Source organism: Methylobacterium sp. AC315 (assembly GCF_979253755.1).
The window spans coordinates 1-21,752 of sequence record NZ_CEEDEA010000036.1; the positions used below are offsets into that span (position 1 = coordinate 1).

Below are 21,752 nucleotides of genomic sequence, written 5' to 3' on the forward strand. Positions count from 1 at the left end.
CGCGCTCTCCCACCCCCCGCGGCGGGGGCGGGTGGCCCCCGACGGGGGTCGGGCGAGGGGAGCGACGGTGCAGGATTGATGCGGCGGCCTTCACACCGGCTCCGCATTGTCCTGAATCCGGGCTCCCCTCTCCCGACCCTCGCTGACGCGAGGCCCACCCTCCCCCGCAGAGGGGGGAGGGGACGCGCCTGGGGTTGGCCTTGGCCCCAATCCCAAAAAAACCAACCGAGGATCCTGCCGATGGATGGCCATTTCTCCGGCTACGCCAGCGTGTTCGGCGTGCCCGATCTCGGCCGCGACGTGGTGGTGCCGGGCGCGTTCGCGACCAGCCTGGCCCGGCGGGGGGCAGCGGGGGTGAGGCTGCTGTTCCAGCACGATCCGGCCGAGCCGATCGGGCGCTGGCTGTCGCTCCGGGAGGATGCCCGCGGCCTGTTCGCCGAGGGGCAGCTCAACCTCGCGGTGCAGCGCGCCCGGGAGATCGACGCGCTGATGCGCGGCGGCGGCCTCGACGGGCTGTCGATCGGCTTCCGCACCCTGCTGTCCCGCAAGGGCCCGGCCGGCGAGCGCCGGCTGCAGCGGGTCGACCTCTGGGAGATCTCCCTGGTGACCTTCCCGCTGCAGCCGCAGGCCCGGGCGAGCCCGGATCGCACCCCGTCGGCCGAGGAGATCCGCGGCCTCGCCCGGAAGATCGCTCCCAACCCCGCCGCCTGCCGCGCCCCTTGCCCGCGCCCGGCGCCTCGGTTCCGCTTCACCCACCCCAGCCACGAGGTCGTTCGATGATGTCTCACACCACCGCGCTGTCGAGCCCCGCCCGGGAGACCAAGGCCGCGCTGCCCGGCCTGGAGAACAAGGCCGGCCGCCCCGGGGCCGAACCGGTCCAGCCGGCGCTGGACGAACTCGCCACCGCCTTCGAGGCGTTCAAGGAGACCAACGAGACCCGCATCGCCCAGATCGAGGGCCGGCTCGGCACCGACGTGCTCACCGAGGAGAAGCTCGCCCGGATCGACGCGGCGCTGGACGCCGCCCGCACCCGGCTCGAGCGGATCGGCCTCGACCGCGCCCGGCCGGCGCTCGGCCGGTCGGGACCCCGGGAGGATGGGGCCGCGCAGGAGCACAAGGCGGCCTTCGACCTCTACGTCCGGGCCGGCGAGAGCGCGGGGCTCAAGCGTCTGGAGGCCAAGGCCCTGTCGGCCGGCTTGGGGCCGGACGGCGGCTATCTCGTGCCGCAGACCATCGAGCGGACCGTGCTCGCGCGCCTCGCGCAGGTCTCGCCGATCCGGTCCATCGCCAGCGTGCAGCAGATCTCGGGCGCCCAGTACAAGCGCGCCGCCGCGGTCGGCGCCCCGGTGACCGGCTGGGTCGCCGAGACCGCGCCGCGTCCCGGCACCGACGGGCCGGTCCTGTCCGAGATCGCGTTCCCGGCCATGGAGCTCTACGCCATGCCGGCCGCGACCCAGACGCTTCTGGACGATGCCGTGGTCGATCTCGACGCGTGGCTCTCCGCCGAGGTCGAGATGGCGTTCGCTGAGCAGGAGGGGGTGGCCTTCGTCACCGGCAACGGCGCCAGCCGCCCGCGCGGCTTCCTGAGCTACGACACCGTGCCCAACACCGCCTGGGTGCCGGGCAAGCTCGGCGTCGTCGCCACCGGGGCGGCCGGGGCGTTCCCGTCGACCAACCCGTCCGACGTGCTGTTCGACCTGGTCTACGCCCTGCGTGCGGGCTACCGCCAGAATGCCGGCTTCGTGATGAACCGGCGGACCCAGAGCGCGATCCGCAAGTTCAAGGATGCGCAGGGCAACTACCTCTGGCACCCGCCGCTCACGGCCGCCCAATCCGCGACGCTGATCGGCTTCCCCGTGACGGAGGCGGAGGCGATGCCGGAGATCGCGGCGGGCAGCCTGTCGGTGGCGTTCGGCGACTTCCGCCGGGGCTACCTGGTGGTGGACCGCACCGGCCTGCGGGTGCTGCGCGACCCGTACTCGGCCAAGCCCTACGTGCTGTTCTACACCACCAAGCGCGTCGGCGGCGGGGTGCAGGATTTCGATGCGATCAAGGTTCTGAAGTTTGGGTGAGCCTTGGCGTGGCTGACAGGCGCGTCGAACCCTCCCCCCTTTGCGGGGGAGGGTGGCGCCTGCGTCAGCAGGAGGCGGGAGAGGGGAGCGACGCCTCCGGAAAGGTCGCGACGGGTGCGAACTCCTGCACCGTCACGCCGCCCCTCTCCCGACCCGGCCTAACGGCCGGCCCACCCTCCCCCGCAGAGGGGGGAGGGAAGGAGCGTGCCATTACCGAATCCGCTTGGCTCTCGACCGAAGCGCTTACCGCCCCGGGTTGCCGTCGCGCAGGGTGCCGGTCGGCTCCTGGACGTGGGCCTCGAGGAACCAGAGGTGCTTGTCGACCGCCCGCGAAATCTCGGTGAACAGGTCGGACGTGCCGTCATCGCCGGCCTCGTCGGTCTCGTCGATGTTATCGCGCACCGCGTTGGCGTAGGCGGCATAGCTGTCGATCAGCGCGGCCACGTGGTCGGCGATGGCGTAGATCCCGGTCGGGTAGGCCGGCAGCTTGGTCTTCTCGGCGACCGCCTGGGTCGAGCCGAACGCCGTGGCGCCGAGCTGCACCGCGCGCTCCGCGACCTTGTCGTTGAAGTCGTCGAGCTCGGTACGGAAGCCATCCAGCATCTCGTGGATACCGATGAACTGCGGGCCCTTGAGATTCCAGTGCGCCTGCTTGATCGCCAGGGCGAGGTCGATGCCGTCCGCCAGCCGGGCGTTCAGCGCCTCGACCGAGACCTGCTTGGCGTTCGAATCGGTGTTGTTACGGGTCTTGTGCGAGCGAACGGTGTCGCCTTTGCCGGTCTCAGCCATCAAATCTGCTCCGTGACTTTGCGTGCGGGCCTCCGCGCAGATGCCGATACGGCCGCGGGTCCTCATCGAACGCGATTGCGTTGCACAAACGCGACGGCGCGCCCGGTGTTCCGAGCGGCGCCGACACGTCCGGGCGCGCTGTCTCGTCCCGACGGCCGGTGACGGGCCCGGGGACGAGGCTCAGCGGCGCCGGCCGGGCTTGGCCATCCAGTCGGAGCGGTTGCCGCGGGGCAGGGCCTCGCCGACCGGGATCCGCGACAGTTCGGCCGACCGGGTGGCGATCCAGCCGGTATGCTCCGCCACCGGCGTCACCGCGGTGAAGCCGCCGCAGGCGGTCCGGCGCGCACCCTGCTGCAGGGCGCCGCTCGACCAGCTGACCACGCCGACGATCCGGTAGCCGCCGGGGCCGCCGACCAGGATCGGGCCGCCGGAATCGCCCAGGCACGCCCCGGCGCCCGAGGTCTCGGCCATCCGCCGCCGGTCGGTCACCACGGTCACCCGGTTGGCGACCTGCAGCGAGCCGATCGACACGAGGTGCGCCAGCCGCAGGATCCGCGCCGAGTCGCGCCGGTTCTCGGCCACGACGCCGAAGCCGGCGATGTCGACCGGCGCGCCGGTGTCGATCGTGGCGGCCCCGCGCGGATCCAGGGGCACGTAGTCGGCGCCGAGCGGCGCCTCGAGCTTGAGCAGGGCGAGGTCGACGCCCGGCTGGTCCTCCGGGGTCGTGCCGGGCACGAAGTCCGGATGCATGGTCGCGGCGATCACCGGGGTGCGCTGCTGGCGGAAGCCGCGGTCCACGCTGATGACGGTGTAGCCGGCCGGGCGCATCACGCAGTGGGCGGCGGTGAGCACGAGGTCCTGGGCGATCAGCGTGCCCGAGCAAATCTCGCCCTCGGTGCTCTCGATCCGCACCGCGAAGGTCCGGGCGCCGTTGGGGTCGCGGGTGGTGGTGCCGTTGATCACCGCGGATGCGGGCGCCGGCATCAATCCGGCCACGGCGCCCAGCAGGGCGCTGCCGAGCCCCAGGCCGAACAGACGCTCACGGGGGCCGGCCTTGCGCATCGGGCGACGGAACATCGGGCACTCCGGGGGCGCTCGCGGCGCAAGGTGGGACGCCGCGGCCAGGGGCGCGGCGCCGAGGGAGCCTAGAGCAAGGCAATGAACCGGCCAAGCTGCGGTTCCGGATCGGCAGTCAATGAGATGGGCGAACACTTTGATCGGCCACTGTTGAGCTTCGATCGCGTGGCCGGTCAGCGGTGGATCTGTCGGCTCACCCCCAACCCCGTCAGTCCGGGGCCGCGCAGCGGAGGCCGGAACCGAGAAGCGCGGGTTCAGCGAGGTCTTGCGGTCCCCGCCTGTGGGTTCCGGGCTCGCCCGCGGCGCCCCGGACCGACGATCTGGGGTTCTCAGCCGTCGTCTCGCACGCACACGGGCAGCGAACCGCAACCCCGCCGCGCGATTGCCCACCACGGGCGGCCCGTCAGCCGCCCCACTGCGCGCTGCGGCCCCATCCCGCCAGCACCCGGTCGATCCAGCCGCGCTGCGGTCCCACCAAAATGCCTTGGGTGAGGCCGCCGCAGGTCCCGCCGACCCAGGCGGCCAGCGCCAGCACGGACCCGTCCGGCGCGGTGATCGGGCCGCCGGAATCGCCCTGGCAGCCCCCACCGGCCGCACCCTTCAGCCAGACCAGGATGCGGCTCGGCCCGTGCGGCTCGATCACCGGCAAGCCGACGCTGCGGTAGGTTCCGGTCGAGCGCGGGTCGCCGGACTTGGCGGCGCCGTAGCCCGACAGGGTCAGGCGCTCGCCGGACCGGGGTAGCGCGGCGCCCAGGGTCACCGGGGCGAAGCGCGCCGGCAGCGGGGTGGCGGTGCGCAGGAGCGCGAGGTCGATGGACCGCCGGCGGCCCGAGGCGCCGCCGGCATCGTAGCCCGGATGGATCGCGCGGCCCGCCACCTCGACGAGGACCGGCGCCCCGGCCTCGTCGCGAAAATGGATCCGATGCTCCTGCCCGGCGGCGGCGCAATGGGCGGCGGTCAGCACCGTGTCGGGGGCGAGCACCACGCCGGTGCAGACGCCGCCCTTCGACGACAGGACCATCACGGCCCCGCCGGCCTGCGCCTCGGCGCCGCCGACGATCGCGTGGGCCGGACCGGCCGCCAGCGACAGGGCCGCAGCCAGGACGATGGCCGGGACGGTGAGGGCCGCCCGGCGGCGCTTCGGAACCGGCATTCGGAACAATGACCTGTGAGGGGGCAACGCGATGATCCCGATACGCGCCGACGGGGCCGTGGTCGAGCCGGTGACCGTCGCCGAGCTGCGGGCCTACCTGCGCCTCGACTCCGACGACGGCGGCACCGAGGACGGGCTGCTCCAGGCCCTGATTACCGCGGTCCGGGCCAGCCTGGAGATCGAGGCCCGCCGCATCCTGGTCCCGGGCCGCTACCGGATCGCCCTCGATTCCTGGCCCGCCAACGGCCGGCTGGCCGTGCCGCTGAGCCCGCTCGTGGCGCTCGTCCGCGCCGGCTTCGCGGACGCGAAGGGCGTCACCGAACTCGCCGCCGGCCTGGTCCGCCTCGGGCCGGAGCCGGTCGAGGCGCCGGGCCTGCTGATCGACGCAAACGTTCCGGACCCGGCTGGTCGGACGATCCTGATCGAGGTCGCGGCCGGGTTCGGGGGCGACGGCCCGCCGCTGCCGGCGCCCCTGCGGCTCGCGATCCTGCGGCTGGCCGCCGCCCGCTACGAGCACCGCGGCGACGAGCCGGATGCCGTCCGCACCGATGCCGCCGACCTCGCCGCGCCGTTCCGGCGGATGCGCCTGTGATCCGCCGCCCTGTCCGCATGCGACCCACTGGAGCAGCCCCGATGGCGCCCAATCCGCACCACCCTGCGCTCGGCGCCCGGCGCCGCCGCTTCGTGCTCGAACGGCCCCTGGAGCAGCCCGACGGGTTCGGGGGCGTGCTGCGCCGCTTCGTGGCCGGCCCGGTCCTGTGGGGCGCGATCACCCCGTCCGGGCTGGCCGACCGCCCGGAGGGCGGCCGGACCGACACGCGTCCCACCTACCGGGTCACCCTGCGCGCCGGGGTCGCCCTCGACCCGACCATGCGGCTCGCCGCCGGCCCGCGCCGCTTCGCGATCCGCGCCGTCGGCGAGCCGGACGCGCGGGGCCGCGACCGCGTCTGCCACGTCGAGGAGCTGGCCCGGGAGAGCGCGTCGTGAGCGACCCCAGCCCGCTCCTGGCCCTGCGCGCCGGCCTGATCGCCCGCTTCTCCGGCGACGCCGCGCTGGCCGCCCTGCTCGGCGGAAAAGTCCGGCTCCACGACGAGCCACCCCGGGGTTCGGTGCCGGTCTACGCCCTGTTCGGCGACGCCGAGAGCGTGGACGATTCCGTGGACGGCGCCGAGCGCCACCGCCACAGCCACGCCATCGCGGTGATCGCCAAGCCCGGCTCGGTCCGCACCGCGCTGGACGCGGCCGCCCGCATGGCCGCGCTCCTCACCGACGCCGCTCTGCCGCTCCAGGGCTGCCGCCTCGTCACCCTGCGGGTCCGGGCGATCAGGGCGAGCCGCGACGCCCGCACCGGCGAGGCCCGCGCCACCCTGACGATCGAGGCCGTCACCGAGACCCTTTGAGGTGGGCGCGGTGCCTGACACGCACGGCACGTTCGATTGCGATGAGGCAGGAGGGAACCGATGGGCGCACAGAAGGGCAAGGATTTGCTGCTCCGGGCCGGCGACGGCGCGGGCGGCTTTCTGGCGGTGGCGGGCCTGCGCACCCGGCAGATCACCCTCAACGCGGAGACCGTGGACGTCACCAACGCGGACTCCACCGGCCGCTGGCGCGAGCTGCTGGCCGGGGCCGGCGTGCGCCGGGCCGCGATCGCCGGCGCCGGGGTGTTCCGCGATCAGGCCTCGGACCTGCGCCTGCGGCTGATCTTCTTCGAGGGCGCGATCGAGACCTTCCAGGTGGTCGTGCCGGCCTTCGGGACCCTGGAGGGCCCGTTCCAGATCGCGAGCCTCGAATACCGGGGCGACCATGCCGGCGAGGTCACCTTCGACATCAGCCTCGACTCGGCGGGCGTGCTCGCCTTCACGGCGGCTTGAGCCATGGCCAACCGGATCCGCGGCGAGGTGCCGCTCCAGCTCGCCGGCCATCGCTACACCCTGTGCCTGACCCTCGGCGCGCTGGCCGAACTGGAGGGCGCGCTCAAGGCCGGCGACCTCGTCGGCCTGGCCGAACGCTTCGATGGCGGCCGGGTCTCGGCCCGGGATCTGATCGCCCTGCTGGGCGCGGCCCTGCGGGGCGGCGGCCACGCCCTCGACGACGACGCGGTGGCACGCCTGCCGCTCGCCGGTGGGCTTGAGGCCGTCTCCACCGCCCTGGGCGAGGTTCTCGCCGCCGCGTTCGGGGAGGCGCCGGGCCCCGCAAACCCTCGGTAGGGCCGGCGCCCGACGGTTATGCGTCGGCGCCGGCTCGAGCCACGGCCTTTCCCTGGGACGACGCCCTCACCCTCGGCCTCGGGGCGCTCGGCTGGAATCCCGCCGCCTTCTGGGCGGCCACGCCCCGCGAGTTCGCCGCCGCGCTCGGCCGCCGCCGCGGCCCGGAGCCTCTGAGCCGCGACGGGTTCGAGCGCCTGCTCGCCGCCTATCCGGATCCGGGCCCGTGAACGGAGCCGGGGCTCCACCCCTGACCCGGCCAAAGGGCTGAGCCCTTTGGGATCCCGGGTGTTGGCACCACGCTGACCCCGACCAACCAGGAGGGCCGCCCGATGAGCGACGCCGATCCCGATCCGCAGGATGCCGCCCGGATCAAGCAACTCGAGACCTTGGACCAGCTCGCCAAGAATTTCGGGCGCAGCCTGGATTCGGCGCTCACCCGCGGGGCCGCCTCGGGGCGCAGCCTCGACGGCGTGCTCGGCACGATCGGCAGCAAGCTCGCCGGCGCGGCGGCCCGGGCGGCCGCCGGCCCGATCCGCTCCGGCATCTCCGGCCTGGTCAACGCCGTGCTCGGGGCGGGCGCCGGCAGCGAGACCGGCTTCGCCCGGGGCGGGGTGTTCCGGGGCGGACAGGTCCAGCCCTTCGCGGCCGGCGGGGTGGTGGCCGCGCCGACCTACTTTCCGATGGCCAACGGCACCGGCCTGATGGGCGAGGCCGGGCCCGAGGCGATCCTGCCGCTGAACCGCGGCCCGGACGGCCGCCTCGGCGTCGCCGCGGGCGGCGCAGCCCGGCCGGTCTCCGTCACGGTCAACATCGCCACCCCCGACCCCGGCGCCTTCCGCCGCTCGGAGGCGCAGGTGACGGCGAGCCTCGCCCGCGCGGTCGCGCGGGGGCAGCGGGCGACGTGACCTTTTCGTGGACGTGTGAACACAAGCACCGTCAAGGCGGCGCGCACGGCACCAGGGTGACGAGCTTGTAATCGGGCCGCTCGGCCGGGATGAAGGTGTGCTGGGCGTAGGCGAGGAGCCCATCATCGGGATGCCGGAACGTACGCACGCCGCCCTCTCGCGCCATGACGGATTGCGCCTCCCACGCGGATGCGAACAGATCAGACTCGGTCTTCAGCGTCGCGACGAGGTTGTTCAGCCTCGGATCGTCGATGAACCGGGCGTAGTCCGCGCGAAACTCGGCCAGGATCCGGCGCGCCCTCTCATTCCAATCCGGAAGCAGGTCGCGCGCCGACGTGTCGAGGAACGTATAGCGGAGCAGGTTCTTCTGCTGTCCTTCACCAAGCCAGCAGGCGAACAGTCGCTCTGCCGCTCCATTCCAGCAGCAAGCGTCCCAGCTGCGATCGAGTCCGTAGGCAGGACAGCCCAGGGCTCGCACAAGATCTGTGATTGCGTCCGGCGCCTGGGATGCCTGCGCCGAGGGTGGCGCATCGGGATCGCGGCGCCCGGCCAACGCGAACAGATAGGCCCGTTCCGCCGGGGTGAGCGCCAAGGCGACGGCCAAGCGGGCCAGCGTTCCCGGCGCGACGCTTACGTCGCGGCCCTGCTCGATCCAGGCACACCACGTCACCCCTATGCCGGCCCGCGCGGCCAGTTCCTCCCGTCGGAGGCCGGGCGTTCGCCGCCGTCGTCCGGGTAGGTCGGGGGCGACGCGCTCGCGATGCGAGCGGACGAACCGCCCCAACAGCCGGCGCTGCTCCTCAGTGATCATGGTGGTACATATAACAGGATAAGATTATCTCTTGTAACAGGTTGAATGGGCAGGGCCTGTGCGTGGCTGAGGAGAACGATCCATGCCCCGCTCACACGAGACCGTCGTCGACGACCAGTTCGGTTCCCGCGCCCAGGCTTACGTGACGAGCGCCGTCCATGCGGGCGGCGCAGATCTCGATGTGCTGGAGGCGGCCGCCGCTCGCGAGAAGCCTGACCGGGCCATCGATCTCGGCGCGGGCGGGGGTCATGTCGCCTACCGGCTTGCACCCCACGCCCGGTCGGTGACCGCCGTCGATCTCTCGCGGGCGATGGTCGACGCCGTCGCCGAGACAGCGCGGGCGCGTGGGCTGTCGAACATCGAGACGCATGTCGCGCCGGCCGAGCACCTGCCATTCGACGACGCGCGCTTCGATTTCCTCGGCTGCCGATTCTCCGCCCATCACTGGCGGGATATCGAAGCCGGCTTGCGTCAGGCGCGGCGGGTCCTGAAACCCGGTGCCACCGCCATCTTCATCGATGTCGTGTCGCCCGGTCACCCCACGCTCGATACGCACCTCCAGGCCGTCGAGCTGCTCCGGGATCCTTCGCACGCCCGCAACTACACGGGCGCCGAATGGCAGGCCGCGTTGACGGGCGCCGGCTTCCGCGTGCGGGCCACGCAGATGTGCCGGCTGCGCATGGACTACCCGGTTTGGGTCGAACGCATGCGGACTCCGGAACCCCATCGCGCGGCGATCCGGTCGCTTCAACGGAGCGCCGCGCGCCAGACGGCGACGTATTTCGCCATCGAGCCCGACGGGTCGTTCACGCTCGACACGCTGTTCGTCGAGGCATCGGCCTGCCGGGCCCGGGCGACGTGACCGCCCCTCACGCCGCTTTGCTGGCCGCCGCCTCGCGGGGGCGGCTGCGGCGTCCGTCGACGCTCACCGCGGGGGCGCCTTCGAGGGTCACGCGGCGGACCACCCGGGGCTGGTCGCCGTAATCGTCCACCGCGCGGTGCACTGTGGCCCGGTTGTCCCAGATCGCCACGTCGCCCAACCGCCAGGACCAGCGCACCGTGTTCTCCGGACGGGTCGCGTGGTCGTGGAAAATCGCCAGCAGGTGCTGCGAATCCGAGGTCGTGAGCCCGAGGATGCGCTGGATGAAGTGCCCGACGATCAGCGAGCGTTCGCCGGTCTCCGGATGGACGTGCACCAGCGGGTGCTCGGCCTCGTGGACGGTCCGGGTGAACACCTCGTCGTGCCGGCGACGGCCGGCCTCGGTGACGTTCACCCGCCCGCCGACGTAGTCGTAGACGTTGGAATGCAGCGCCCAGAGCCGATCGGCCAGCGCGCGAAGCGGCTCGGGCAGGTCCGTGTAGGCCGCCGCCGTGTTGGCCCAGAGGGTGTCGCCGCCATAGGCCGGCAGGGTCACGGCGCGCAGGATCGAGATCGCCGGATAGGCCGGCACGAAGGTCACGTCGGTGTGCCAGGAACTCGCCCGCTCGCCCCGGCTGGCGTCGAGGTCGAGGATTCCCGCGGTCCCGGGGAGCGACGGCACGGTCGGGTGCGGGACGAGCTCGCCCAGGCGCCGTCCGAACGCCTCCTGGCCGGACTCGTCGAGGCTCTGGTCGCGGAAGAACACCACCTTGTGGGTGAGCAGCGCCTGGCGGATCGCCGCCACCGTCCCGGCATCGAGGTCGCCCGAGAGCGCGACGCCGCGGATCTCCGCGCCGATGCGGCCGGCGACCCGGCGGATGTCGAGATTGGGGTGCAGGGACTGCAGGACGGCACTCATCGGAAAACTCCTTCGGTCGGTCGGTGACGGCCCGTACTGATCGCGCAAGAGTTTCGAAGCCTTTTCGAGCATCGAGATCTTCGGCGGATCGTGGCGCGTCTTCCATGATCTTTGACCGGTGTGTGCCGATTGTCGATGAACGGCGTTTTCGAAGTTCCGGCGTTTTCCGAAAGACTTTTCCCGGCCGCCGGCTGCCGGCAGGGGGGGCCTTCTCCCGTCGCCCGACCGGGATCGGGTCTTCGCCGGATCGGGCTCCAACACGGGATCATCGCGCCATGGCCGACGCCTTCCACGAGGTGCTGTTTCCCCTCGACGTGTCGCTGCGCGGCAGCGGCGGGCCGCAGCGGCTCACCGAGATCGTCACGCTGGCCTCGGGGCGGGAGCACCGCAACGGCCGCTGGGCCGATTCCCGGCGCCGCTACGATGCCGGGTTCGGGGTGCGCGGGCTCGACGCGCTCCATGCGGTGCTGGCGTTCTTCGAGGAGCGGCGCGGAAGGCTCTACGGCTTCCGCTACCGCGACCGGGTCGATTTCCGCTCCGGGCCGCCCGGGCGGGCGATCGGCCCCCTCGACCAGCCGCTCGGCGCCGGCGACGGCGCCACGGCGACGTTCGCGCTGACCAAGTCCTACGGGTCCGGCTTCGCGCCCTACCGCCGGCGCATCGCCAAGCCGGTCGCCGGCAGCGTCCGGGTCGCCCTGGCCGGCCGGGAGGTCGGCGCCGACGCCTTCGCGTGCGACCCGGCCACCGGGCTCGTCACCTTCGCGGGCGGGCACGTCCCGGCCAAGGGCGCCGCCGTCACGGCGGGCTTCGCCTTCGACGTGCCGGTCCGGTTCGACACCGACGACCTCACCATCGACCTTGCGGCCTTCACGGCCGGCGAGATCCCCAAGGTGCCGCTGGTCGAGATCGTGCCGTGAGGGACAACGATGCGTGCCATCCCCGATGCCTTCGCGGCCCATCTCGCGGGCGGCGTGACCACCCTGTGCCGGTGCTGGACCCTGCGCCGGCGCGACGGGGCCGCCCTCGGCTTCACCGACCATGACCGCGACCTGACCCTCTCGGGCCTGGTCCACGAGGCCCGGACCGGGCTGGACGCGGCCGAGGCCAGCGCCGAATCCGGCTTCGCGGTCTCCGGGGGCGACGTGGCCGGGGCGCTGAGCGCGCTCGGGCTCACCGAGGCCGACATCGCGGGCGGCCTCTACGACGGCGCGTCGGTGGAGACCTGGCTGGCCGACTGGACCGCCCCCGAGACGCGCCTGCTGCTGGATGTCGGCACGATCGGCGAGGTGCGCCGGGAGGGCGACGCCTTCGTGGCCGAACTGCGCGGCCTCGCCCACCGGCTCGATGCCGAGCGCGGCCGGACCTTCCGGGCCACCTGCGGGGCCGACCTCGGCGATGCCCGCTGCCGGGTCGATCTCGCCGCCTGGCGCACCACCGGCCGGGTCACCGGCCTTCCGGAGCCGGCGACGCTCGCGGTGTCGCTGGCGGGTCGCTTCGCGGACGGGCTGTTCACCGGCGGGACGCTCACCTGGGAGACGGGTGCCAATGCGGGGCTCGCCGCGGATGTGCGGCTTCAGCTCGGCGGGCTGGTCGAGCTGTGGACGGTCCCGGCCCGGCCGGTGACCCCGGGGGATGCCTTCAGCGTCACGGCCGGATGCGACAAGCGGCTGGCCACCTGCCGGGACCGCTTCGCCAACGCGATCAACTTCCAGGGCTTCCCGCACATGCCCGGCAACGACGCGGTGATGCGTGCGGTGCCGGGCTCGGAGCCCGTCCTCGACGGCGGGAGCTTGTTCCGATGAGCGCAATGCGGCGGGACATGGGCGTGGCCGCCCTCGGCGAGGCGCGGCTGTGGCTCGGCACGCCCTACCGGCACCAGGCCTCCTTGCGCGGGGTCGGCTGCGACTGCCTGGGCCTGCTGCGCGGGGTCTGGCGCGGGCTCTACGGCGCCGAGCCGGAACCGGTGCCGCCCTATGCAGCCACCTGGGCCGAATCCGCCGCCCCGGGGACCGATCCCCTCACCGAGGCGGCGGCGCGCCACCTCGTGCCGGTGCCGTCCGCCGGAGACCCGCCCCGTCCGGGCGACGTGCTGCTCTTCGCCTTCCGCCGCCACCTCCCGGCCCGCCACTGCGCCATCGCCACCGGCGACGGTGCCATGATCCACGCCCACGACCACGCCACGGTCGCCGAGGTCGCGCTCACGGCGTGGTGGCGCCGGCACCTGACCGGGGTGTTCCGCTTTCCGCAGGCCCCTTACGAGGCGCCGGTCGCCACGGTCAGCTTGACGCCGAGCGCGTCCATGACTTTGCGCACAGTCTCGTAACGCAGCTTCGAGCCCGGGGTCAGAGCCTTGTACAGGCTTTCCCGCCCCAGGCCGGCCTCCCGGGCGATCTGGCTCATGCCGCGCGCCTTGGCGACATCACCGAGCGCCGCGACGAACAGCTCGGGATCGGGATCCTCAAGCGCGGCCGCGAGATATTCGGCGATCGCTTCCTCGCTGTCGAGGAACTCCGAGGCGTCGAAAGGCGTGAAGGACATCAGGTGATACCGTAGAGATGTTTGGCCAGGGCCTTGGCTTTCTGAATATCTCGATCCTGACTGGACTTGTCGCCGCCGTTCAGAAGTAGGTAGGTCACCTCGCCCCGCCGAACGTAGTAGAGGCGATATCCTGGGCCGTACGAGATTCGCATTTCGAAGACGCCTTCACCGACCGGTTTGACGTCACCGAAATTACCGAAGCCCGCAGCTCGGATCCGAGCGACGATACGCGCCTTCGCGCGGTGATCCCGCAGGTCGGTGAGCTACCGACGAAAGCTATCGGACAGCAGAATCGTAGCCACGATGCAACGTATCCGACCGGATACGGATCGGCAATCCGTGAGCGTCATGTCTTTCCACCCCCACCCCCGGAGCCCGCCATGGCCACCCTGATCCTGTCCACGGCGGGCGCCGCGGTGGGGACCGCGCTCGGCGGGCCGATCGGATCCGTGGTCGGGCGCGTGCTCGGGGCGGCCGCGGGGGCGGGGCTCGACGGGATGCTGTCGGGCTCCGGGCGGCACACGCGCTTCGTCGAGGGGCCGCGGCTCGCCGACGTCGCCGGCTTGTCCTCCACGGAGGGCGATCCCATCCCCCGGGTCTACGGGCGGGCGAAGATCGGCGGCAGCCTGATCTGGGCGACGCGCGTCCGCGAGGTCGCCAACACGACGGTGGAGCGCGCGGCCTCCGCGTCCAAGGGCGCGGGCGGGCAGAAGACCGTGCACACCCGCTACGCCTATTTCGCCAACCTGGCGGTCGGCCTGTGCGAGGGCGAGGTCGCGCTGGTTCGCCGGATCTGGGCGGACGGCAAGGAAATCGATCAGGTCGGGATCACCCTGCGGGTCCATGCCGGCGGCGCGGACCAAGCGCCGGACCCGCTGATCGTCGCCAAGGAGGGCGCCGAGAACGCCCCGGCCTATCGTGGCCTCGCCTACGTGGTGTTCGAGAACCTGCCGCTCGCCGACTTCGGCAACCGCGTGCCCCAGTTCGCCTTCGAGGTGGTCCGCCCCGTCAACGGCCTGTACCACCGGATCCGCGCCGTCGACCTGATCCCGGGGGCCGGCGAGTTCGCCCTCGACCCGAACCGCGTCACCGTCGATCTCGGCCTCGGCCGGACCGAGGCGGCCAACCGGCACCAGCTCCAGCGCGCCACCGACGTCACCGCCTCCCTCGACGCGCTTCAGGCCCTGTGCCCGAACCTGCGCCGGGTCGCCGTGGTGGCGACGTGGTTCGGCACCGATCTGCGCGCCGGCGCCTGCCGGATCGTTCCGAAGGTCGAGACCCGGGGCAAGCGCACCAAGCCGGAGGCCTGGGCCGTCGCCGGGATCACCCGTGACAAGGCCGAGGTGGTCTCGACCCTGCCGGACGGCACCCCCGCCTACGGTGGGACGCCCTCGGATGCCGGGCTGACCCGGCTGGTGGCCGACCTCGCCGCCCGCGGCCTGGACGTGCTGCTCTACCCGTTCGTGATGATGGACGTGCCGGCCGGCAACGGCCTGCCCGACCCGCGCGTGCCCGGCGCGACCCAGCCGCCCTATCCCTGGCGCGGGCGCATCACCTGCGACCCGGGCCCGGGCGTCCCCGGCAGCCCGGACGGCACCGCCGCCGCGGAGGCGCAGGTCCAAGGTTTCTTCGAGGGCGGCTATCGCGCGGGGGTGCTGCATTATGCCGGCCTCGCGGCCCTGTGGGCGGCCTCCGGTATCCGGATCGCCGGCTTCGTGATCGGCAGCGAACTCGTCGGCCTCACCCGGGTGCGGGGTGCCGCCGGCTACCCGGCCGTCCAGGCGCTCCGGTCCCTCGCCGCGGATCTGCGCGGCCGGCTCGGGCCCGGCGTCACGCTGGTCTACGGGGCGGACTGGACCGAGTACGGCGCCCATGTCCGGGACGGGGGCGCCACGATCCGCTTCCCGCTGGACGACCTGTTCGCCGACCCCAACATCGGCGCGGTCGGGATCGACTGGTATCCGCCGGTCACCGATTGGCGCGACGCCCCGGACCACGCCGACCTCGCGGTCGCGGGCGACATCAACGACCGGGCCTACCTGAAAGCGAACGGCGCCTCCGGCGAGGCGTTCGACTGGTACTACGCCGACGCGGCCGGGCGCGCCGCCCAGGACCGCCGGCCGATCCGGGACGGCGCCTACGGCAAACCCTGGATCTTCCGGCCCAAGGACCTCATCGGCTGGTGGTCGAACCCGCATGTCGAGCGCGACGGCGGCGTCGAGACCCGCGCCACCGCCTGGGTGCCGAAGGCCAAGCCGATCTGGCTCACCGAGGCCGGGGTGCCGGCGGTGGACAAGGGCACCAACGGCCCGAACGTCTTCCCTGACCCGAAATCCGCCGAGGGCGCCTACCCGCCGGACTCGCGAGCCCTGCGCGACGAGCTGATCCAGCTGCGCGGGCTCGAGGCCGTGATCGCCCGGTTCGACCCGGCGGCGGCCGGGTTCTCGGAGGCCGACAACCCGGTCTCGCCGGTCTATGGCGGCCGGATGGTCGATCCGGGATCGATCTTCGTCTGGTCCTGGGACGCGCGGCCGTTCCCGGCCTTCCCGGCGGTGCAGAAGGTCTGGGCCGACACCGCCAACTGGCGGGTCGGCCACTGGATCACCGGGCGGATCGAGGGCTGCGACCTCGACCTTCTGGTCCTGAGGATCCTGGCCGATTTCGGCTTCGACGCGCCGGTCGCCGTGGAGGCCGCCGCCTTCCTCGACGGCTACGTCGTCGACCGGCCGCTCTCGGCGCGGGCCGCGCTCGAGACCCTGGCGCAGGTCTACGGGCTCGACGTCTCGGCGGTGGCGGGGCGCCTGCACCTGCGCGGACCCCGCCGCGAGCGGCCGGTGGTGCTCGCGGAGGCCGACCTCGTCCGCCTGTCGGAGGCGAAGCCGGTCCTGCGGCAGGTCCGGGCCGAGGAGAGCGCGCTGCCGCGCTCGGTCACCCTCGGCATCACCGAGTCCGAGAGTCCGGATTACCGCCGCGCCGCGGCGGCGGCGATCCGGCCGGTCGGCCAGCGGCGCCGCGAGACCCGGATCGAGGCCGCCATCGTCACCCGCAGGGAGACCGGCGACGATCTCGCCGAGGCGCTGCTCGACCGGGTCATCGCGGCCCGGGACAGCGCGGCTTTCACGGTGAGCCCGCGCCGGCTGGAGCTGGAGCCCGGCGACCTGCTGGCGGTGCCGGCCGACGTGCCGGGCGGGACGGTGCTGCGCAGGATCAACCGGATCGACGACGCCCCCACCGGCCGCCGGATCGAGGCGAGCGGCGTCCCGCCCCGGGGCGGCCCTCCGCGCGGCCTGCCCCGCAACCCGGCCTTGCCGGCTGGCGCGACCCCGGCCTTCCCGGGGCCGCCCTTCGCGCTCGCCCTCGACCTGCCGGTGGATCGCGGCAGCCCGACGGTGCTGCAATACCTCGCGGTCGCGGCGGAGCCCTGGCCCGGGGAGGCGGCCGTGTGGCGGGCGGAGGGCGCCGGCCCACTGACCCTCCACGGCCTGGTCGATTACCCGGCCTGCCTCGGCCGGACCCTTTCGGACTTGCCCGCCGGGCCGCTCTGGCGGCTGCAGCGCGGCGCCCATCTCGACGTCACCCTGCGCCGGGGCGGGGCGCTCGGATCGATCGGCGAGGCCGCGATGCTGGCCGGCGGCAACCTGTTCGCCCTGGTCGGGCCGGACGGCTCCGTCGAGCTGCTCTGCGCGGCCGACGCGGTGCTGACCGGCCCCGACACCTACCGGCTCTCCGGGCTGCTGCGCGGGCTCGCGGGCAGCGAGCCGGTCGCCGGGCGTTCCACCCCGGCGGGCAGCCTGATCGTGCGCCTCGACGACGGCGCGGTGGTGCCGTTGGTCGAGCGCCTGGACGAGGCCGGCCGGGGCTTCCGCTACCGGGTCGGCCCGGCATCCGCCGACCCGGGCGATCCGGCGGTTTCGGAATTTGCCGCGACGGCCGGGCTGGGTTCGCTCCTCCCCCTGCGGCCGGTCCACCTGCGGGCGCGGCGGGACGCGTCGGGGGTGCGGCTCTCCTGGATCCGCCGAGCGCGCCGCGACGGCGACGCCTGGGCCCCCGCCGAGATCCCGCTCGACGAGCCGGAGGCTTACGCGGTCACGGTGTTCACGGGGGCCGGCACGCCCCTGCGCCAGTTCCGGGCCGAGGCGCAGCAGGTCCTCTACGCCGACGAGGCGGCCGATTTCGGCGCTGCTCAGACCAGCCTCGACGTCGCTGTGGCGCAGATCGGCGCGGTCGCAGGTCCCAGCCCGGCCATCCGCGCCCGCATTCCGATCCGAAGCGCCTGAACGGACACCGACCCCGCGGGACGGCGCCGGTCCCGCAGCACCCCTTCCCGGATCGCCGTCCACCGCCGTTCCAGGCGTCCGGGGCGGGGGGCGCGTCATCCACCGGCGACGGCTGCGCCGCTGGTCACGGACAGAGTATCCGATCGAGGAGCCCCCGATGTCCGACACCACGCCCCGCCTCGGCCTGCCGCTGATCGCGGCGAGCCAGGCCCAGAAGCACGTCACCCACAACGAGGCGCTCGGCCTCCTCGACGCCCTGGTCCAGCTCGCCTGCCTGGACAAGGACCTCACCGCGCCGCCCAAGAACCCCGCCGACGGCGACCGCTACCTCGTGGTCGCCTCGAACCCGGGGGGCGCCTGGGCCGGGCTCGCCGGCCAGGTCGTGCGCTACGCCGACGGCGTCTGGGTCGGCGCGGTGCCCCGGGCCGGCTGGTTCGCCTACCTGATCGACGAGGCCGACCTCTACGTGTTCGACGGCAGCGCCTGGGGCAGCTTCCGCCGGACGCTGACCGCGATCCAGAGCGTGAGCCGGCTCGGCATCAACACCGGGGCGGATGCCACCAACCGCCTCGCGGTCAAGGCGGACGCGGCCCTGCTCACCTGGGACGACGCGACGCCGGGCTCCGGCGACATGCGGATCTCGGTCAACAAACAGGCCGCCTCCCGGGACGCAGCCCTGAACTTCCAGACCGGGTATTCCGCCCGCGCCCTGCTGGGCCTTCTGGGCGGCGACGACTTCTCGCTGAAGGTCTCGCCCGACGGGGCCGCCTTCGCCACCGCGCTCACCGCTTCCGCGGCGAAGGGCGGGATCGATTTCGCCTCCACCGAGACCGTGCTGGCCGCGGCGGCGACCACGGATCTCGGCGGTGCCGGCACCCGGCGGGTCCTGGTCACCGGAACGGCCCGGATCACCCGCTTCGGCTCCGGCGCCGACCGGGAGCGGCTCGTGCGCTTCGCCGGCGCCGCGACCCTGGTCCACGATCCCGAGCAGCTCGCCCTGCCGACCCGGGCCGACATCGTCACGGCCGCCGACGACACCTGCTTGGCCGCTTCGGACGGTGCCGGCCGCTGGCGCGTGCGCCATTACCAGCGCGCCGACGGGACGCCGCTGGCGCTGGGCACCCAGGCGCTCGCTCCGAACGGCTACGTCCGGCTCGCCAACGGCCTCGTCCTGCAATGGGGTCTTGCGACCGGCGCGGACGCGGATCTCTCCGTCGCGTTCAGCCCCGCCTTTCCGAGCGCATGCCTGGGGGTCTGGGCCCAGCCGGTCGCCCGGGATGCCGGGACGCTCTACGCCAGCCAGGTCAGCGACGTGTCGGCCACCGGGTTCACGCTCCGCAACCGCCGCGACACCGGCGGCGCGGTGACCGGCGCCGGGAATGGCGCGACGTATTGGCTGGCCCTGGGGTCTTGAGGGCGGTTCCGGACGCGTGGCTCTCGCCGAGCCCCCCCATCACTGCCGCTTCGGCATCGTCTGCGCGTCCGACGCAAGCCGGAATGGGAACGTCGGTGGGGCGTGAGAGCGGAGCCGTCGCCGTCGCGACAGGCCCGTGGGTCCGTCAGCCCCGCCTCACCGGTCGGCCCCCGGCGCCAGGGCCGTCAGCATCGCCCGTTCGATCGCCGCGTAGCCCGCTCCGTTGAGGTGGATGCCGTCCGCGGTGAAGTCCGGCCGCAGCGCGCCCGACGGGGTGGCGAGCGGCGTGTGATAGTCGATGAGCGCGGCGGCGCTGGCGGCGCAATGGGCCCGGATCCAGCGGTTCAGGGCGTGGATGCGCGCCACGGGCCTGAGCTCGGGGCGCCATCCCCAGAAATCGCTCGGCATCACGGTACCGATCCACAGCGGCAGCCCGGCCTCGAAGGCCAGCCGCGCCATGGCGGCGATGTTGTCGCGGATCGCCCCGTCCGAGACCGGGCCGCCGATCTCGGCGATGTCGTTGACCCCGCACAGCAGGTGGACGCCCCGGGCACCGGCCGCGTCGCGGCGAAAGCGGGCGCGGATCTCACCGCTCGTCTGCCCCGGAATGCCGCGCGCCGCGAAGCCGTGCCGCGCGAACGTCTCGGCCCGGGCCTCGCCCCAGCCCGCGGTGATCGAATCGCCGATGAACACCAGCGGCCGGTCCAGTCCGTGTCCCACGTGGCCCAAGCGTCCCCTGTCCCTTGTCCCCTGTCCGCGTCCCTTGTCCGCGTCCCCCGTCGGCATCGCGCGGATTCATGCCCGGAGAACCCCGATGTCCGCAACCACTGGTCCGGCCCGTGGGCCGGGCGACGCCTTCGCGACCGGCTGCCGGAGCCTGGGGCCGCGCCTGATGCGCGATCTCGGCCTCACCGACCTGCAGGCCGCCGGGCTGCTGGGCAATCTCGGCCACGAGAGCGGCGGCTTCCGCCGGCTCCAGGAGGTCGCCCCGGCGGTGGCCGGGTCCCGGGGCGGCTGGGGCCTGGCGCAATGGACCGGCCCCCGGCGCGTGGCCATGGAGGCCTGGTGCCGGGCGCACGCGCTCGATCCGGCCGACCCCGAGGCCCAGTACGGCTACCTCTGCACGGAACTGCGCACCACCGAGGCGGCGGCGCTCGCGGCCCTGCGGCAGGCTCCGACCCTGGAGGCCGCCACCGAGAGCGTGTGCCGGCACTTCGAGCGGCCAGGCGTGATTGCGCTGGCGAGCCGGCTGGCCTGGGCCCGCCGGGCGCTCTCGGCCCTGCGCGCGGGCGCCGTCTCGCCGCGCAAACCCGAATCCCGAGCCGGCCGGGTCCGCCGCGCGCTCAACTCCGGAGATCGATCATGACGCACCTCTTCCCGGCCGGGCTGGCGCTGGCCGGCGCCGCGATCCCGTTTGTCGCCCTGCTCACCTCGGCCCTGGTCGCCCCGGCTCTGGCCTCTGCCCAGGCGGGCGGCGTGGCGATTCCCTGGGGCGACTGGCTGGTCGGGCTGCTGCAGCCGGTCTCTGCCGTGCTGGTGCCGATCGCCGCGGCGGCCGTCACGGCCGGGATCGCCCGGGTCGCGCCCTGGGCGGCCTCGCTCCTGACCCGGGAGCGGGTCGAGGCCGCGATCCGGGCCGGGGCCGCGTACGGACAGAACGCGGTGGCCGGTGCCGCAAGGGGCCGGACCGTGAGCGTCGATCTCGGCTCCGCGGTGGTGGCGGCCGGCGTCCGGCACGTCGTGGCGACTGCGCCGGCCCATGTCGTCCGGAGCGCGGGCGGTGCCGAGGGCGTCGCCGCCCGGATCTTCCGGGCCCTGCCGCTCGACCCGCAGGCCAGCGCCGGCAACGTCCTGGCGCCGGCGCTGCGGGCGCTGAGGGAGGGGGACGCGGTGCATCGGGCCTGACGGCGTTCTCCGACCTCACACGTCTCCGCACGCGGGTCGGACCCCTGTCCCGGATGGGGCGGGGACATGACGTGGCCCGCGCGCGGCATCGTGCGGGGCCGGAGAGGTTCCGGGGAGGAAGCCATGAACGCGGGCCACCATTCCCCCGAGGACGCGCCCGGTCCCGGTGGTCGGGCGCGGACGATCCGGTTCCCGCCGTTCTGGCAGGCCTACGTCGCCCGCCAGACCGCGCCGCGCCTGGCGGTCCTCGACGAACTCGTGGACGCGCAAGTCGAGCGGCGGGTGCTGCGCCGCTACGTCCGACGCCTCAAGCATGCGGCCCTGTTCACCTTCGTCACCACGGCGGCGGCCGCGCACTGGTTCTCGGACCAGATCGCTTGGCTGGTCGAGCGCATGCCGGCCCTTCGGGCGTTCTGGTCGCTGATCACGGGAGGTTCGCGATGAGCTTACACCGGGACCGGATCCTCGACCGCGTCTGGCTGACCCTGTCGGGGGCGGCGGTGATCGCCGTCACACTCCAGCTGGGTGCGCGGCTCGGGGCCCGGCCCTGGCCGATCGACGCCGCCCTGGCCGCGCAGGCTGCCGCGTCGGTGCCGGCGGTATGCCGGGACGGCTCTCAATCCTCGGTTCGAAGCGCGCGCTGACGCCGAACCGGTCACCACTCCGGCGGCGAGGGCGCCGGATCGGGCACCGCGGCGTGCGCAATCGCCTGTGCGGCGCGACCTCGGCGGTGGAACCCGAAAAGCCCGTCGGCCGTAGTGCCGGCACGATGGCATCCACAACGAAACAGCTCACATCTTACCGTTGCAGGCGCCAGTCAGAACTC

Annotated in this window: 26 protein-coding genes and 1 pseudogene; 19 read left to right on the forward strand and 8 right to left on the reverse strand. The window is 73.6% G+C overall.

The window, feature by feature from the left end:
• The first annotated feature begins 240 nt into the window (after positions 1–240).
• Both AC0IY0_RS27335 and AC0IY0_RS27340 read left to right on the forward strand, forming a co-directional pair.
• Complete coding sequence (locus AC0IY0_RS27335; RefSeq protein ID WP_419830901.1) at positions 241–780, forward strand: HK97 family phage prohead protease; 540 nt, start codon at positions 241–243, stop codon at positions 778–780.
• Positions 777–2,072 carry a phage major capsid protein gene (locus AC0IY0_RS27340; RefSeq protein WP_471766242.1) on the forward strand — a complete coding sequence of 432 codons (1,296 nt, stop codon included), beginning with the start codon at positions 777–779 and terminating at the stop codon, positions 2,070–2,072. The genes AC0IY0_RS27335 and AC0IY0_RS27340 overlap by 4 nt, the downstream gene beginning before the upstream one ends.
• A gap of 243 nt (positions 2,073–2,315) precedes the next feature.
• On the opposite strand, the gene dps is transcribed toward AC0IY0_RS27340, so the two are convergent.
• From dps to AC0IY0_RS27355, 3 genes are all read right to left on the reverse strand, one after another.
• Positions 2,316–2,861, reverse strand: a complete 546-nt coding sequence (dps, locus tag AC0IY0_RS27345) for a DNA starvation/stationary phase protection protein Dps (protein ID WP_147910800.1) — start codon at positions 2,859–2,861, stop codon at positions 2,316–2,318.
• A 180-nt stretch (positions 2,862–3,041) separates the two neighbouring features.
• Positions 3,042–3,938 (reverse strand): S1 family peptidase, encoded by an 897-nt coding sequence (locus AC0IY0_RS27350; protein WP_147941801.1) that lies wholly within the window; start codon positions 3,936–3,938, stop codon positions 3,042–3,044.
• A gap of 403 nt (positions 3,939–4,341) precedes the next feature.
• Positions 4,342–5,091 carry a trypsin-like serine protease gene (locus tag AC0IY0_RS27355; protein WP_471766243.1) on the reverse strand — a complete coding sequence of 250 codons (750 nt, stop codon included), beginning with the start codon at positions 5,089–5,091 and terminating at the stop codon, positions 4,342–4,344.
• Positions 5,092–5,122: 31 nt separating this feature from the next.
• On the opposite strand from AC0IY0_RS27355, the gene AC0IY0_RS27360 reads away from it, so the two are divergent.
• The 7 genes and pseudogenes from AC0IY0_RS27360 to AC0IY0_RS27390 all read left to right on the forward strand — a co-directional run bounded on the left by AC0IY0_RS27360 (position 5,123) and on the right by AC0IY0_RS27390 (position 8,203).
• Positions 5,123–5,683: a head-tail connector protein gene (locus AC0IY0_RS27360; RefSeq protein ID WP_471766244.1), complete on the forward strand. Its 561-nt coding sequence runs from the start codon at positions 5,123–5,125 to the stop codon at positions 5,681–5,683.
• 41 nt (positions 5,684–5,724) lie between these two features.
• Positions 5,725–6,078: a head-tail adaptor protein gene (locus tag AC0IY0_RS27365; protein WP_461229985.1), complete on the forward strand. Its 354-nt coding sequence runs from the start codon at positions 5,725–5,727 to the stop codon at positions 6,076–6,078.
• A complete protein-coding gene (locus AC0IY0_RS27370) occupies positions 6,075–6,491 on the forward strand; it encodes a DUF3168 domain-containing protein (RefSeq protein WP_147910795.1) in 417 nt (138 codons plus the stop codon). The genes AC0IY0_RS27365 and AC0IY0_RS27370 overlap by 4 nt, the downstream gene beginning before the upstream one ends.
• Before the next feature lie 60 nt (positions 6,492–6,551).
• A complete protein-coding gene (locus AC0IY0_RS27375) occupies positions 6,552–6,962 on the forward strand; it encodes a phage major tail protein, TP901-1 family (RefSeq protein WP_147910794.1) in 411 nt (136 codons plus the stop codon).
• Positions 6,963–6,965: 3 nt separating this feature from the next.
• Positions 6,966–7,298, forward strand: coding sequence for a gene transfer agent family protein (locus AC0IY0_RS27380; RefSeq protein ID WP_461229984.1), 333 nt, complete (start codon positions 6,966–6,968; stop codon positions 7,296–7,298).
• A gap of 59 nt (positions 7,299–7,357) precedes the next feature.
• A pseudogene (locus tag AC0IY0_RS27385) lies at positions 7,358–7,525 on the forward strand (phage tail assembly chaperone); the annotation flags it as partial.
• A gap of 102 nt (positions 7,526–7,627) precedes the next feature.
• Positions 7,628–8,203 (forward strand): phage tail tape measure protein, encoded by a 576-nt coding sequence (locus tag AC0IY0_RS27390; protein WP_471766245.1) that lies wholly within the window; start codon positions 7,628–7,630, stop codon positions 8,201–8,203.
• Positions 8,204–8,234: 31 nt separating this feature from the next.
• On the opposite strand, the gene AC0IY0_RS27395 is transcribed toward AC0IY0_RS27390, so the two are convergent.
• Positions 8,235–9,014 (reverse strand): MmyB family transcriptional regulator, encoded by a 780-nt coding sequence (locus tag AC0IY0_RS27395; RefSeq protein WP_471766246.1) that lies wholly within the window; start codon positions 9,012–9,014, stop codon positions 8,235–8,237.
• 82 nt (positions 9,015–9,096) lie between these two features.
• Between AC0IY0_RS27395 and AC0IY0_RS27400 the strand changes: the two genes are divergently transcribed.
• Positions 9,097–9,876: a class I SAM-dependent methyltransferase gene (locus AC0IY0_RS27400; RefSeq protein WP_471766247.1), complete on the forward strand. Its 780-nt coding sequence runs from the start codon at positions 9,097–9,099 to the stop codon at positions 9,874–9,876.
• A gap of 7 nt (positions 9,877–9,883) precedes the next feature.
• Here the strand turns inward: AC0IY0_RS27400 and AC0IY0_RS27405 are convergent, their stop codons facing one another.
• Positions 9,884–10,792 (reverse strand): TauD/TfdA dioxygenase family protein, encoded by a 909-nt coding sequence (locus AC0IY0_RS27405; protein WP_471766248.1) that lies wholly within the window; start codon positions 10,790–10,792, stop codon positions 9,884–9,886.
• Between the two features lie 275 nt (positions 10,793–11,067).
• On the opposite strand from AC0IY0_RS27405, the gene AC0IY0_RS27410 reads away from it, so the two are divergent.
• Genes AC0IY0_RS27410 through AC0IY0_RS27420 form a run of 3 tightly spaced genes read left to right on the forward strand, consistent with a single transcriptional unit; the run spans position 11,068 to position 13,115 of the window.
• On the forward strand, positions 11,068–11,709 hold the full coding sequence (locus AC0IY0_RS27410) for a DUF2460 domain-containing protein (RefSeq protein ID WP_147940191.1): 642 nt from the start codon (positions 11,068–11,070) through the stop codon (positions 11,707–11,709).
• Between the two features lie 9 nt (positions 11,710–11,718).
• Positions 11,719–12,594 (forward strand): DUF2163 domain-containing protein, encoded by an 876-nt coding sequence (locus tag AC0IY0_RS27415; RefSeq protein ID WP_471766249.1) that lies wholly within the window; start codon positions 11,719–11,721, stop codon positions 12,592–12,594.
• Entirely contained in the window at positions 12,591–13,115 is a 525-nt protein-coding gene (locus AC0IY0_RS27420; RefSeq protein WP_147940193.1) for an NlpC/P60 family protein, read from the forward strand. The genes AC0IY0_RS27415 and AC0IY0_RS27420 overlap by 4 nt, the downstream gene beginning before the upstream one ends.
• Here the strand turns inward: AC0IY0_RS27420 and AC0IY0_RS27425 are convergent.
• Together AC0IY0_RS27425 and AC0IY0_RS27430 are read right to left on the reverse strand one after the other, a co-directional pair.
• Complete coding sequence (locus AC0IY0_RS27425) at positions 13,046–13,330, reverse strand: addiction module antidote protein (RefSeq protein WP_419830891.1); 285 nt, start codon at positions 13,328–13,330, stop codon at positions 13,046–13,048. The genes AC0IY0_RS27420 and AC0IY0_RS27425 overlap by 70 nt on opposite strands.
• Positions 13,330–13,584 (reverse strand): type II toxin-antitoxin system RelE/ParE family toxin, encoded by a 255-nt coding sequence (locus tag AC0IY0_RS27430; RefSeq protein ID WP_419831102.1) that lies wholly within the window; start codon positions 13,582–13,584, stop codon positions 13,330–13,332. The genes AC0IY0_RS27425 and AC0IY0_RS27430 overlap by 1 nt, the downstream gene beginning before the upstream one ends.
• A 126-nt stretch (positions 13,585–13,710) precedes the next feature.
• On the opposite strand from AC0IY0_RS27430, the gene AC0IY0_RS27435 reads away from it, so the two are divergent.
• A complete protein-coding gene (locus tag AC0IY0_RS27435) occupies positions 13,711–17,607 on the forward strand; it encodes a baseplate multidomain protein megatron (protein ID WP_471766250.1) in 3,897 nt (1,298 codons plus the stop codon).
• Between the two features lie 157 nt (positions 17,608–17,764).
• Entirely contained in the window at positions 17,765–19,021 is a 1,257-nt protein-coding gene (locus tag AC0IY0_RS27440) for a DUF2793 domain-containing protein (protein ID WP_471766251.1), read from the forward strand.
• Positions 19,022–19,177: 156 nt separating this feature from the next.
• On the opposite strand, the gene AC0IY0_RS27445 is transcribed toward AC0IY0_RS27440, so the two are convergent.
• Positions 19,178–19,741, reverse strand: a complete 564-nt coding sequence (locus AC0IY0_RS27445) for a GDSL-type esterase/lipase family protein (protein WP_471766252.1) — start codon at positions 19,739–19,741, stop codon at positions 19,178–19,180.
• A 94-nt stretch (positions 19,742–19,835) separates the two neighbouring features.
• Here AC0IY0_RS27445 and AC0IY0_RS27450 point away from each other — a divergent pair, with 94 nt between their 5' ends.
• From AC0IY0_RS27450 to AC0IY0_RS27465, 4 genes are all read left to right on the forward strand, one after another.
• A complete protein-coding gene (locus AC0IY0_RS27450; RefSeq protein ID WP_471766253.1) occupies positions 19,836–20,387 on the forward strand; it encodes a phage tail tip lysozyme in 552 nt (183 codons plus the stop codon).
• Complete coding sequence (locus AC0IY0_RS27455; RefSeq protein WP_147908032.1) at positions 20,384–20,926, forward strand: hypothetical protein; 543 nt, start codon at positions 20,384–20,386, stop codon at positions 20,924–20,926. Before AC0IY0_RS27450 ends, AC0IY0_RS27455 begins: the two co-directional genes overlap by 4 nt.
• 123 nt (positions 20,927–21,049) lie before the next feature.
• Entirely contained in the window at positions 21,050–21,370 is a 321-nt protein-coding gene (locus AC0IY0_RS27460; protein WP_471766254.1) for a hypothetical protein, read from the forward strand.
• Positions 21,367–21,570 carry a hypothetical protein gene (locus AC0IY0_RS27465; protein ID WP_147908030.1) on the forward strand — a complete coding sequence of 68 codons (204 nt, stop codon included), beginning with the start codon at positions 21,367–21,369 and terminating at the stop codon, positions 21,568–21,570. The genes AC0IY0_RS27460 and AC0IY0_RS27465 overlap by 4 nt, the downstream gene beginning before the upstream one ends.
• Positions 21,571–21,752: the final 182 nt, after the last annotated feature.